General features: G+C 65.4%; 11 protein-coding genes. 5 read left to right on the top strand and 6 right to left on the bottom strand.

Translation table 11 applies throughout. The features are described 5' to 3' along the window. Window positions 1-2 precede the first annotated feature (2 nt). Both KUF59_RS15690 and KUF59_RS15685 read right to left on the bottom strand, forming a co-directional pair. Complete coding sequence (locus KUF59_RS15690) at window positions 3-602, bottom strand: YdcF family protein (protein ID WP_212457516.1); 600 nt, start codon at window positions 600-602, stop codon at window positions 3-5. Window positions 603-666: 64 nt separating this feature from the next. Beyond that, a complete protein-coding gene (locus KUF59_RS15685; protein WP_212457517.1) occupies window positions 667-1257 on the bottom strand; it encodes a hypothetical protein in 591 nt (196 codons plus the stop codon). 74 nt (window positions 1258-1331) lie between these two features. On the opposite strand from KUF59_RS15685, the gene KUF59_RS15680 reads away from it, so the two are divergent. Continuing rightward, window positions 1332-1766: a hypothetical protein gene (locus tag KUF59_RS15680; protein ID WP_212457518.1), complete on the top strand. Its 435-nt coding sequence runs from the start codon at window positions 1332-1334 to the stop codon at window positions 1764-1766. Between the two features lie 3 nt (window positions 1767-1769). On the opposite strand, the gene KUF59_RS15675 is transcribed toward KUF59_RS15680, so the two are convergent. The 3 genes from KUF59_RS15675 to KUF59_RS15665 form a co-directional block, all read right to left on the bottom strand. After that, window positions 1770-4169 carry a bifunctional diguanylate cyclase/phosphodiesterase gene (locus tag KUF59_RS15675; RefSeq protein WP_212457519.1) on the bottom strand — a complete coding sequence of 800 codons (2400 nt, stop codon included), beginning with the start codon at window positions 4167-4169 and terminating at the stop codon, window positions 1770-1772. Window positions 4170-4284: 115 nt separating this feature from the next. Continuing rightward, window positions 4285-5685 (bottom strand): MFS transporter, encoded by a 1401-nt coding sequence (locus KUF59_RS15670; RefSeq protein WP_212457520.1) that lies wholly within the window; start codon window positions 5683-5685, stop codon window positions 4285-4287. A 128-nt stretch (window positions 5686-5813) separates the two neighbouring features. Continuing rightward, window positions 5814-6320: a YciE/YciF ferroxidase family protein gene (locus KUF59_RS15665; protein WP_212457521.1), complete on the bottom strand. Its 507-nt coding sequence runs from the start codon at window positions 6318-6320 to the stop codon at window positions 5814-5816. A gap of 414 nt (window positions 6321-6734) precedes the next feature. Between KUF59_RS15665 and KUF59_RS15660 the strand changes: the two genes are divergently transcribed. Continuing rightward, window positions 6735-7808 (top strand): lysylphosphatidylglycerol synthase transmembrane domain-containing protein, encoded by a 1074-nt coding sequence (locus KUF59_RS15660; RefSeq protein ID WP_212457522.1) that lies wholly within the window; start codon window positions 6735-6737, stop codon window positions 7806-7808. Window positions 7809-7910: 102 nt separating this feature from the next. After that, window positions 7911-9875 carry an SGNH/GDSL hydrolase family protein gene (locus KUF59_RS15655; protein ID WP_212457523.1) on the top strand — a complete coding sequence of 655 codons (1965 nt, stop codon included), beginning with the start codon at window positions 7911-7913 and terminating at the stop codon, window positions 9873-9875. Window positions 9876-10036: 161 nt separating this feature from the next. Here KUF59_RS15655 and KUF59_RS15650 read toward each other — a convergent pair whose 3' ends face one another. Then, window positions 10037-10345 (bottom strand): hypothetical protein, encoded by a 309-nt coding sequence (locus tag KUF59_RS15650; protein ID WP_249140218.1) that lies wholly within the window; start codon window positions 10343-10345, stop codon window positions 10037-10039. Between the two features lie 164 nt (window positions 10346-10509). Between KUF59_RS15650 and KUF59_RS15645 the strand changes: the two genes are divergently transcribed. Then, window positions 10510-11865, top strand: a complete 1356-nt coding sequence (locus KUF59_RS15645; RefSeq protein WP_212457524.1) for an MFS transporter — start codon at window positions 10510-10512, stop codon at window positions 11863-11865. 130 nt (window positions 11866-11995) lie between these two features. Further along, a complete protein-coding gene (locus tag KUF59_RS15640; protein ID WP_212457525.1) occupies window positions 11996-12901 on the top strand; it encodes a LysR family transcriptional regulator in 906 nt (301 codons plus the stop codon). Window positions 12902-12904 lie beyond the last annotated feature (3 nt).

Raw genomic sequence — 12904 nt, 5'->3', positions numbered from 1 at the left:
ACCTACGCCTCCGGCCATTCCGCAATAAATCCCTTCGCCTTGTAGGGCGCGATCTTGTCCCATTCCCGCAGCATCCGGCGGCAAAGTTCGGCGTTCGTGTGCCAGAGCGCGCGCGGCGTCGCAAAACTGTCGACGGTGAGAAGCATCTTCGTCACCTCCGGCCAGTGCCGGTGCAGCGTCATCGGATAGCGGCGCGCGGTCCAGGTGTTGCCGAGGCAGATCACGCTGCGGATGTTGCGCAGGCCGATGGCGGCATCGATGATCGGCAGCGAGAAGATGACGTTCTCGCCGGTGTTCATGGCGCAATGCTCTTCCAAGATCCGCTCGGCCGGAATGCCCGCCGCCACCATCGCCGGCTTGATGACATTGCACTCGGATTGCTCCGAGCCCGGCGTCACCCCACCGCTGACAATCGACCAGCGGAAATAGCCCTCGCGCCACAGCCGCGCGGCGGTCTCGGCGCGCAGGGCGACGTCCTCCCTTGTGCCGAACAGGAACAGGAGGTCGGCCGGCCGCAGCGGCGTCTCGATCAGATGGGTGGCGTTGATGGCGGCGATCTCGTCCGCCGTCGGCAGCCGGGTGCTGCGGTCCATGTCCGACATAACAGCACGATGCGGCACCGGCACGCAGTCGCGAAGTCACGATTGATTGCGGCCGGTTGCAGGCTTACGGCAGCACGGCAGCCGGCAGCGCATCGAAACGGTAGGTCCGCGGCTGGTTGCGCCGGATGAAGCCGCCGACTTGCCAGGTGAACAGCGCGGCAAAGCCTATGATGAACAGCACGCCCGCGAATTCGCCGACCATGATTGCGCGGATGAAGAGCCCGGCCATCGCAACCGCCAGAAACGCCAACAGGGCGAGCGCCGCCGCATAGGTGACGCGGCCGAGGCCCGCGGTCAGGACGGCGCGGCTACCGGCCTTCGCCGTCCGGGCATGCAGCTCGACGATGAAGTCGCGATAGCCATAGTCCTGTGGCGCCATCAGCGCCGCGGTTTGCCAGCTCGTCGACAGAATCGCGATGCGACCGCCATCGACATGGCTGAGATCGGCGCGAAACCGGTGCTGCTGCATCGACACCGGCCGGTACGACAGGCGGATCGCGGAAATCTCGCCGTAGCCCCACAGGCCGGAGCGGCCGGCGATGTGCCAGGACAGTCCCTCCTCCGTCAGCTCGAACCGGTGCGCCGAGCCGATCAGCGAGGCCTTGTAGGCATAACTCGTGGCAGGCGCCCTCGCCTCCGCCTCGGATATCTGCATCGATCCAAACTCATCCACCGCGCCGCACCGCGACAAGCTTGCGCATCGGCCTTGCGCCATCCTACAAGCGGACCATGGCTGAGACGACCTATTTCCCACGCCGCCTGATCCTCGGTGGCGCCATGATCTCGGGCGTGCTGCTCGCGCTCGCGGTCCACATGCTGGGTGCGCGCTACGGGCTCGACCTCGGCGGCCTCTGGCGCTCGAACGCGCATGAGTTCATGCCGGCAGGCGCGGCAATTGCCTGGTGGCTGATTGCGACGGTCGGCTTCTCCGGCGGCTACTTCACGGCAACGCTGATGCACAGCGCCGCCTCCGGGCAGATCCCGCAGCGGATGCGGCAGTTTTTGATCGCGGTCGGCGTGCTGCTGCTCGCGGGTGCCGGCCAGGCCGCCTCCGCGCCGAGCCCGATCCCGACCATCTCGGGCGTGCTCGCGGGTCTCGCCGCGCTGTGCCTCGGCGCAGTCATGGCGTTCTGCGGCGCGCATTTCTCCCTGCGCAGGGCGTAAGCCTCAGGCCGAGGCGCGGAACCTCGGCCGTTCCAGCATATTGGTGACTTCGGACGCCGGCCGCGGTTGGCTGAACAGATAACCCTGCACTTGGGTGCAGCCTTCGCGCCGAAGCAACTCGAGCTGCGCGTCATTCTCGACGCCTTCGGCGGTCGTTGCAATGCCGAGGCTTCGCCCGAGACCGGTCACGGCGCGGACGATCGCCATGGAGTCCTCGCGCGTCGACAGCTCCTGCACGAAGGAGCGGTCGATCTTGATCTTGTCGAAGGGGAAGCTGCGCAGATAGCTCAGCGACGAGTAGCCGGTGCCGAAATCGTCGAGCGAGATCCGCACGCCGAGCGCGCGCAGCTCGTGCAGGGTCGTCAGCGTCGCCTCGCTGTTCTGCAGCAGGACGGACTCGGTGATCTCCAACTCGAGACGGCGTGCATCGAGTCCGGATAGCGCGAGCGCATCCACGACCGACGCCACGAGGTTCGGGCTCTTGAACTGAACCGGCGACAAATTGACGGCGACGCCGATGTCGTCCGGCCAGGTCGCGGCCTCGGCGCAGGCGACCTGCAGCACTTGCTCGCCGAGCGCCACGACGAGGCCGGTCTCTTCGGCCAGTGGGATGAAGTTGACCGGCGAAATCAAACCGCGCTCGGGATGCTTCCAGCGAACCAAGGCCTCGAAGGCGACGACCACGTCGCGCGCCACGTCGCGGATCGGCTGATAGTAGACGGCAAACTCGTTGCGCTGCACCGCGGCCCGCAGATCCATCTCCAGCAGGCGCCGCGCCTGGGCGCGCGCGTCCATGCCGGTCTCGAAGAAGCGATAGGTGCCCCGGCCATCGGCCTTGGCGCGGTACAGCGCGAGATCCGCGTTCTTCAGCAGCTCGTTCGGATTGTCGCCGTCCTGGGGGAATAGCGAAATGCCGATGCTGACCCCGATGACGATCTGGTGGTCGGCGATGTCATACGGTGCCGAGATCACCTCGACCAGCCGGCCGGCAAGCACGGACGCCGCGGCCTCCTCTTGCCTGCCGAGCTGCACGACGGCGAACTCGTCGCCGCCGAGCCGCGCCACGGTGTCGTTCTCGCCGACGCAGGCGGCGAGCCGCCGGCCGACCTCCTTGAGCAGCGCGTCCCCAATGGGATGGCCGAGCGAGTCGTTGATGTCCTTGAAGTGATCGAGATCGAGGCAGAGCACGGCGAGCTGGTCGCCGGGCCTGGCCAGGCGCAGTCCCTGATCGAGCTGCTCGTGAAACAGCACGCGGTTAGGCAAATTGGTCAGCGCATCATGGCGCGCCATGTGCGAGATCTTCTCCTGCGCCGCGAGCCATTCGGTGATGTCCTCGAAGGTCGCAACCCAGCCGCCGCCGGCCATCGGCTCGTTGACGACGCGGATCGAGCGGTTGAAGCGGTTCACGCTGGTGGTCGTGCTGCGGCCCTCGCGAGCATCAGTCACCAGGCGGTCGAAAAACTCCTCGGGATCACCGTCCCATTGCCCCATGGCCTGCTGTTCACGGATCACGTCGAGCAGCAGGCGGCCCGTGAGCTGCATGTTGGTGCGGCCCAGCATCGCGGCGTAGCGCTCGTTGAACAGCAGGATCTTGCCGTCCGCATCGAACATGCACAGGCCCTGCGACATGTTCTCGAGCGCGGTGTCGAGCACGACCTGCTGGCGGCCAAGTTCGCCCTTGGCGCGCCGGTCGAGAAGTGCCGCGACCAGCGCGATGGCAATGATGGCGACCGCGGCGCTCGCCGTCAGGAACGACAGCGCGCCCGGCGGGATCGACAATCCGCCGACCGCGAGCGTCGGATCGGGTGTCAACGAGACCGCACCCATCGCGGTGAAGTGGTGCGCAACGATGGCGAGCGTCAGCAGGCCCGCAGCGCCCAGGCCGTGACGGATATCGTCGCGCTGCGCGGCGACGGAGAGCGCGATCGCGCCAAAGACGATGCCGAACAGGACCGAAGCTGCAACCGTGCCGCCGGTCCAGCCGATGCGCGCCGGCATCTCCAGCGCCATCATGCCGGTGTAGTGCATGGCTGCAACGCCGGTGCCAACGATCGCGCCGCCAAGGGCGACGAACCGCCGCCGAGTCGCGGAGACCGCGATGCTCAAGCCGACGAAGGTCACTGATATCGCGAAGACCAGGGACAGGATGGTTACCGGAATGTTGTAGGCCGCGCCGGCGCCCGGCCCATAGGCCAGCATGGCGATGAAATGCGTCGCCCAGATGCCGCAGCCGCTGACGGCCGCATCCAGCGCGATCCAGGCCACACGCGAATGTCCCCGAGCCGCCCGCGCCCGGTGAAACAGGCTGATCGCCGCGGCACTGGCGAGCAGGCACACCGCGCCGCCGAGCGCAACCAGGAGCCAATCGTGCTCCGCGGTGAGGCAATAGAGAACTTGGTACATTGCAGGTCCCTGTTGGAGCCTGCACTAAAATGAGCAGAAGTGGATACGATGTAACCGATTATGTCCCGGCTCCGCTCATGGTGAACGAAGCATTTGGACGGATGCTTGCATTTGGTTATCGGCGCGCCGGGGTGGCGCGCCAGATCGCCGCTGCCGCAAGACAGAGCACCACTGTGGCGATGATGAGCGCCACATGCATCCCCGACATGAAATCGCCCGCTATCAGCGACCCGAACAGGGCCACGCCAAGCACACTACCCGTCTGCCTTGTCGCATTCAGGACGCCTGCTGCGATCCCCGAACGTGCCTTCTCGACACTGCCGAGCAGCGTCGACGTCAAGGGCGGCACCAACAGGCCGAGGCCCGCACTCATCATGATCATCTGGATGAAGATCGCCCAATAGCTGGTGTCGGGCGCAACGCCGAGCAGGCCGAGACAGCCGAGCGCCGAGAGCAGCGCGCCGATGATCATGGTCATGCAGGGACCGATCCGCTCGGCAACGCGCGGCGCCGCCAGGTTGACCGGGAGCACGGCCGCCAGCATCGGCACGAAGGCGAGCCCGGTCTGCCACGCCGACAGGCCGTTGACGCGCTGGAAGTAGAGGCTGAGCACGAAGATCAGGCCGTAGATCGCGATGTTGACGAGCAGGCCGACCGAAGACGTCAGCGCGAACAGGCGGTTTTCGAACAGGGACAAGGGCAGCATCGGCTGAGCCGCGCGCCGCTCGTTCCAAACGAACAGCGCTCCCAACACGACGGCTACCGCAAAGCCGGCGATGACAGCCGGATGGCTCCAGCCGAGTTCGCCGCCCTCGATGATGGCGCCGGCAAGCGCACCGAGCGCGCCGATCGCCGCGCATTGCCCGGGCAGATCGATCTCGCGCGCGGACGAACGCGCGGTCTCATCGGCATAGCGCCACGTCAGCCAGAGGCCCGCGAGCCCGATCGGCAGATTGACCAGAAAGATCGCGCGCCAGCCGACCGTCGCGATCAGCCCGCCGCCGAGGAACGGACCCGCGGTCAACGCGCAGCTTGCGCCCGCAGCCCAGATCGCGACCGCGCGTCCGCGCCGTTTGTCGTCGGGATAGGCATGGTTCAGCAGCGCGAGCGAGTTCGGCACCAAAATCGCCGCCGCCAATCCCTGGAGCAGCCGGGCACCGATCAGGGCAGCCGCATTCGGCGCCAGCGCGCAGGCCAGCGACGCCGCAGTGAAGATTGCAAAGCCTGCCATGAAGACGCGTTTGGCGCCGATGCGGTCGCCGAGCGCGCCCGCAGTCAGAATGAAGGCGGCAAAGGAGATGGTGTAGGCACTGACGACCCATTGCAACTCGGCCACGCCGCCGCCCAGCGCTTCGCCCATCGCATTGAGTGCCGTATTGACGATCGTGACGTCGAGCTGCACCACGCCATAGCCGAGACTCATCGCCGCGAGCGTCAGCGACGATGCAAGACCCGGCCGCGCTCCGCGCTCGCGCGCCGGTTCAAAGGGTTCATACTTGACGGTGTTGCTTCGCATGCTGCCACCCGGATTGCAGCCCCGCGCGAAGACTATGCCGGTTTTGCGACATCATGATTCGATAATTATCGAATGATGAACGCAACGACGCCGCGCGTTGCGGCGCGACGTCGTATGGCGCCGTCCGCTCAGCTCGCGGCGCGCAGATTGACCTTGCTTTCGGCAAGCTTGGTGAGCTTCTGGTCGGTCGCCTTCTCTTCCTCCAGCGTCTTGGCGAGCACGCTCGCGCAATCGCTGCGGCCGAGCTGCTTGGCCCAGGCGATCAGGCTGCCATAGCGCGTGATCTCGTAGTGCTCGGCGGCCTGCGCCGCGTTGATCAGGGCCGCGTCCAGCACCGCCTTGTCGGCGACGTCGCCGGCAGTTTCTTCCGCTTCCTCGATGATGCCATCGATCGCCGGGCAGTCGACCGCCTTCACCGCTACACCGTGCATCCTGAAGACCTCTTCCAGGCGCTTCACATGCTGCTTGGTTTCCTCGAGATGCGTCAAAAAGCCCTGCTTCAGTTGTGGATCGGTCGCCTTATCTGCCATTTTCGGCAGCGCCTTGGTGAGCTGCTGCTCGGCATAGTAGATGTCCTGCAATTGATGCACGAACAGGTCGTTCATGGTCTTGATGTCCTTGGTGAACAGTCCCATCGTTCCAATCCTCGTTTCTTCGGGAACAGCGCTGCGCCGGCTTGCAGGCAAGCCGTCATCCGCTCCGTTCGATTGCTGATAGAGCGCTAACGGACCGCCTGCGCGGACGTTCCGAAGCGGCTGATAACCTTGAGCTGGAACAAGGCGCGCAGCACATCGGTTTGACATGCTAAGGGCTGCGGAATGCCGCACTTTCGCGACTCGAAAACCTTAACGCGCGGCAATGTGTAGGACGTATGACAAAGAGGTCGGCCAAATGCAGAACCTCTCCTTGTCAAGGGCTGCACAAGCCGCCGTTTTTGCCTTAAGGAACGGGGATATGCCAAGCGATCGACGCCTAACCCTGGGCAACGATCGCGCCCAATCGGCCAGAGGCCCGGTTGGGTCGGTCTTGCCGCCCCGCCGGGAGGATGAATGCACGAACTGCTGTCCGCGCTGAAACGCGGCTTCAAAAGATGGATCGGCTGGCGACGGCTGGGTATTGCCGCGAGCGTGATGATCATCGCCTTCGCGATGACCACGCTGGTGCGAACGCTCAAGGGCATCGATACCGGCGTCATCCTGACCGCGCTGACCGAGATTCCCCGCGGCCATATCGGGCTTGCGGCGCTGTGCGTCTTCTTCGCGTTCTGTACGCTGACCTTCTACGACTTCTTTGCACTGCGAACGATCGGCAAGCGGCACGTCCCCTACCGCATCGCGGCGCTCTCCAGCTTCACCTCATATTCGATCGGCCACAATATCGGAGCCACCGTGTTCACGGGCGGCGCCATCCGTTTCCGGATCTATTCGGACTACGGGCTGAACGCGATCGATGTCGCAAAAATCTGCTTCCTCTCCGGCCTGACCTTCTGGCTGGGTAACATCTTCGTGCTCTCGATCGGCATGGCCTGGCATCCCGACGCGGCCAGCGCCATGGACCAGTTGCCGCCGGCGATCAACCGGCTGATCGCGCTCGGTGGCCTCGCCTCGATCGCCGCCTATCTGGTCTGGCTCTCGATGGGCGACAAGCGCCGCGAACTCGGCCAGAAGGGCTGGAAGGTGGTGCTGCCGTCGGCTCCGCTGACGCTGGTGCAGATCCTGATCGGCGTGGTCGATCTCGGCTTCTGCGCCCTGGCGATGTATCTCCTGGTGCCGGCAAACCCCCATATCGACTTCATGTCGCTCTCCGTGGTGTTCATCCTGGCAACCCTGCTCGGCTTTGCCAGCCATGCGCCCGGCAGCATCGGCGTGTTCGACGCCGCCATGCTGGTGGCGTTGCCGGAGTTCGGCCGCGAGGAGCTGCTGGCCACGCTCCTGGTCTTCCGCATCCTCTATTTCATGATCCCGTTCGGCATCGCCATCTCGATCATGGGAGCGCGGGAGCTCTGGATGAACGTGGTGGAGCCCTGGCAGGAGCGGCGGCGGCTTGCGGAAGCCTGCGCGCAAGGTAACCTGCCCAAGCAGGTGACGCCCATGGAGCGGCCGCTGCGGCAGGCGAAACGGTAGTCACGAGCCGGGACAGGGCGCGAACGGGGTAGCCAAACGTCGCAGTCGATGCGGCGCGCTTCTCTTATTTCCGCCTCAACTCTGACGTTGAAAACTCGGGCCATGATCCGACCTACCATTCGCACCTTGCTCGCCGCCGCCCTGCTGGCCGGCCCCCTTGCCTCCGTGCCGGCCGAACGGGCGGCCGCGCAGGGCGCGGGCGCTGTGCAGATTGGCGCCATGCAGATCAGCTGGGAAGTGCGCAACCGCTTCCGGCTGTTCCGCGAGGAGCGCGACTTCCTGCTCCAGCTCGACAGCGCCCGCAACCGCAGCATCCTCGCCTCCGAACAGGCGCTGGAATTGCAGAGCGACGGCCGCGGCTGGGCGCGCAACACGGTCAACCGCCTCTGCATCGATCTTGCGGGCCGGGTCAGCGAGCCCTGCAACCGCGACAACGTCAAGGAAAGCTACCTCACCCCGATCGACCATCCCGTCACGGTGCGCCTGAGCGGCGCGGTGCCGGTCGGCGCCACCTGCGCCTGGTCGTTCGACGACGGCGACGGACCGCAAAGTTCGACCTTCGACTGCGCCGAGCCGGTCAATCTGCGCGTCCGCTACGGCAGGCCGACGGTTGCAACCGTCGACGTGTCGTCCGGCTCCGATCCGACCCAGCGTGTCCAAGCCGAGATCCAGGTCCGCGACATCTTCGTCGCGGGGCTCGGCGACAGCATCGCCTCGGGTGAAGGCAATCCGGACCGGGCGATCGCACTCTCCGACGAAGGTTTTTGCTTCCGCTCCTATCTCGGCACCGCAGGCGCGGGGTACTACCGGCCGAGCCGCGCCGGCTTCAAGGGGGGCCGTGCCTGCGAGGCGCCGGACACGCTCGCCAACTGGCAGAAATACAGTGCGCTGTGGTTCAACGCTTCCTGTCACCGCTCGCTCTACAGCTACCAGACCCGCACCGCACTCGCGCTCGCCCTGCGCTACCCGCACATCGCGGTGACCTATCTGCCGCTTGCCTGCACCGGCGCCAGCATCGGCTCCGGCCTGCTCGGCTCGCAGCGTGCGCGCGAATGTCCGCCCGGCAAGGGTGGCAACTGCCAGGTCAACGTCAACGCACAGGTCGCCGAATTGCGCGAGGCGTTGACGGCGGCCAAGCGCCGCCAGCCGGATCGCACGCTCGACCTCGTGCTGCTGTCGGTCGGCGCCAACGACGTCTATTTCTCCGGCCTCGTCGCCGACGTGATGGTGGAGACCGCGACCGAGCGTACGCTGTTCGCGCGCAGCGGTGTGATGGCAAGCGTCGACGACTCCCGCGATGCGCTGGTGCGCGAGCTGCCGCAAAACTTCGTCAAGCTGCGCGAGGCGCTGAAGCCGCTGGTCGGCGGCGATCTCTCGCACGTGGTCTACGTGTCCTATGCCAATCCGGCGCTGGCCGACGGCGGCGTGCCCTGCCGCGGCGGCCGCGCAGGCTTCGACGTCCACCCCGCCTTCAACATCGATCCGCAGCGGCTCGCCCGTGTCTCGACCTTCGTCGACACGGAATTTCTGCCGCAGTTGAAGGGGCTCGCCACCTGCACCCGCGGCGCGCTGTGCAGGGATCCCGAGGCCGACCGCATGACCTTCGTCGACGCCCATCAGGCGACGTTCGCCGATCACGGTTTCTGCGCGCGCGCCGGCAACGATCCGGAATTCGACCGCACCTGCTTTGCCGAGAACGGCCAGACCTTCAACCCCGACATCATCTCGGCGGCGAGCCAGCCGATGCTGTGCGGCCACGGCGCCTCCGACTATCGCGCCTACCTGCCCCGGGCGCGCTGGATCCGCGACGCCAATGACAGCTACTTTGCCGCGATGACCTATCCGCAAGGCCTGCCCGCCGCGAGCCAGCCCTCCGACATTCACGACGCGACCTGGGGCGTGCTCTCGGCGGTCTATGGCGGCGCGGTGCATCCGTCCGCCGAAGGCCATGCCGCGATGGCGGATGCCGCACTGCCCGCCGCTAGCGCCGTACTCGGCCTCGACGCGGTGGCGCCGAGCGTGACGCGCGGGCAGTTGCTGCCACTGCCGCTCGGAACGAAGCAGTAGCGCGCGCCACCGCTCTCCAGATCGTCATTGCTGTCGATGTTCACGGTCCCAATCGAAAAATCCGTCGCGGCTGTTGCGCCAAGGTCACGAACAAATCGCCTGCTATTCACTCCAACAGGCATTGCGAAAGACTGGCATCCAGTCTCCGACGAGTCCTTCGCTCACGGAAGCTGTTCGACCTTCGCCGCCATGTCTGGGGCGCGCGAGATTCTGTAGGTCGCGTTGCTGCACTTAAGCACCCAGACAGCGCGGTCTGGCCGGGAACGCTTTTTGTCTCGCGTTGCACCAAGCGGCTTTTCACAGATGAAACCCTGCATGCGAATCTGAGCCGACAGCATTTGTTGCGGGGTTTCGGCTGCAACCTGTTGCGCCCTTGCTTGTGGACCGCAAAGAAGGGCAACGAAGGCCAAGGATAATGAAGCAAGTATTCTGTGCATGATCTTAGCCCCCAAAACAGGCAGCTCGCTCATGAGCTGCACTATACAGCAAAAACACGGACGTTGTCCGCTTTGGATCATTCGCGATCGGGTACATCGATCCAAATTCTGCATCAATCGATACTCCCTTCAACTTGGACTCCGCGCGCCGCGCGCCACTAACAAGGCCTCGAGGAAATAATTCGAGGAGGCGCGCGATGAGCGCAGTGGTGTCATCAGCGGTGGACGCGAGGAGATCCCGCGTCAGGCTTTTCATCGTGACCATGCTGTTCCTGGTCACGACCGTGAACTATGCCGACCGCGCCACGCTCTCGATCGCAGGTCCTGCGCTGTCGAAGGAACTGCACCTCGATCCCGTCGCCATGGGCTACATCTTCTCGGCCTTCGGCTGGTCCTATGTCGCAGCGCAAGTTCCCGGCGGCTGGCTGCTCGACCGCTACGGCTCGCGCATCGTCTACGCCTTCAGCATCATCGTCTGGTCGATCTTCACGGTGATGCAGGGCTGGATCGGCTTCTTCAACGGAGCCGCCGCCGTCACCGTGCTGTTCGCGCTGCGCTTCCTGGTCGGCATCGCGGAAGCCCCGTCATTCCCGGCCAATGCGCGCATCGTCGCGGCCTGGTTTCCCGGCAATGAGCGCGGCACCGCGTCGGCCTTCTTCAACTCCGGACAGTATTTCGCGACCGTGCTGTTCGCGCCGCTGATGGGCTGGATCGCCCACGCCTATGGCTGGCGCTACGTGTTCTTCGTCATGGGTGGGCTCGGCATCATCATGGGCATGGTCTGGCTCAAGACCATCTACGGGCCGAAGGAACACCCCGGCATCAACGAAGCCGAATTCGACTACATCAAGGAGGGCGGCGCGCTGGTCGACCTCGACGCGCCCAAGGACGATTTGAAGCACGAGCGCGCGCCGGACTCCGGGCCGAAGTGGGGTCACATAAGGCAACTGCTCGGCAACCGCATGATGCTCGGCGTCTATATCGGCCAATACTGCATCAACACGCTGACCTATTTCTTCCTGACCTGGTTCCCGGTCTACCTCGTCAAGGAGCGCGGTCTGTCGATCCTGCAGGCGGGCTTCGTCGCGACCCTCCCCGCCCTGTGCGGCTTCATCGGTGGCGTGCTCGGCGGCGTCATCTCGGACGCGATTTTGCGCAAGACGAGCTCCCTGACGCTGGCGCGCAAGATCCCGATCGTCGGCGGCATGCTGCTGTCGATGTCGATCATCGCCTGCAACTATGTCGATGGACAGGCGCTGGTGGTCGGCTTCATGGCGCTCGCCTTCTTCGGCAAGGGCATCGGCGCGCTCGGCTGGGCGGTCGTCTCCGACACCTCGCCCAAGGAAGCCGGCGGCGTTTCCGGCGGCCTGTTCAACACGTTTGGCAACCTGTCCTCGATCACCACCCCGATCGTGATCGGCTACATCCTGGCCGCGACCGGCTCGTTCAACGGCGCGCTGGTGTTCGTCGGCGCCAACGCGCTGGTCGCCGCCATCGCCTATCTGGTGATCGTCGGCAAGATCGAGCGGGTGGTGCTGAAGCCTTCCTCCTGAGCGCACCGCCTAAAGGCGGAGCTGGATCAGGCAACTCACGGCGGCTCTCAAAAAGCCGCCGTCTTTGTTTCGGAGGTGATCGATGCTAGAAATGCCGGAGAAGCGCCTTATCCATCTACGGTCTGTATCGATGTTCGACCTCAACCAACTCCGCTGTTTCGTGACCGTGGCGGAGGAATTGCATTTCGGCCGCGCCGCGGCGCGGTTGAACATGACCCAGCCGCCGCTGTCGCGGCAGATCCAGGTGCTCGAGCACATCATCGACGCGCCGCTCCTGGAGCGCACCAGCCGCTCGGTGCGCCTGACCCCCGCGGGCCGCAGTTTTCTGCCCGAAGCGCGCCGCATCCTGAAACTCGCCGAGAGCGCCTCGCAGGTCGCCCGCCGCATCGCGCTCGGCAAGACCGGCTCGCTGAAGATCGGCTTCACGGCGGCCGCCGCCTACGGCTTCCTGCCCGAGCTCGTCGCCGCCTGCCGCGCAAAAATGCCCGAGGTCGATTTTTCGCTGAAGGAGATGGTATCGGGCGACCAATTCGAGGCGCTTGCCTCCGGCCAGATCGACGCTGGCCTGCTGCGTCCGCCGATCGCGCGGCCCGAGATTGCGAGCCGCCGGGTGGTCGCAGAGCCCCTGCTCGCCGCGATCCCGAAGAAGCATCCGCTCGCCGGTGCAGAGTCCGTCACGATCAAGGACTTCGACAACCAGCCCTTCGTGATGTACTCGCCCTATGAGAGCCGCTATTTCCACGATCTGCTGGTGGCGCTGTTCACGCGCGCCGACATCTTGCCGCGTTACGTCCAGCATTTGAGCCAGATCCATTCCATCCTCGCGATGGTGCGCGCCGGCCTCGGTCTTTCCATCGTGCCGGCCGCCGCCGCCAGCCTGAAAATCTCGGACGTGCGGTTGCGGCCGTTGAAGCTGCGCACGCGCGTCCCGGCCGAGCTGTTCATGGTGTGGCGCCGCGACGACGAGAACCCGCTGCTGTCGGCGCTGGTGAAGATCGCGGGCGAGCTGGGCTCGGCGGAAGCGATGGAAGATTGATGC

This window comes from Bradyrhizobium arachidis (assembly GCF_024758505.1).
Taxonomy (GTDB): domain Bacteria; phylum Pseudomonadota; class Alphaproteobacteria; order Rhizobiales; family Xanthobacteraceae; genus Bradyrhizobium; species Bradyrhizobium manausense_C.
This window is presented reverse-complemented; position numbering and strand designations above follow the sequence as displayed.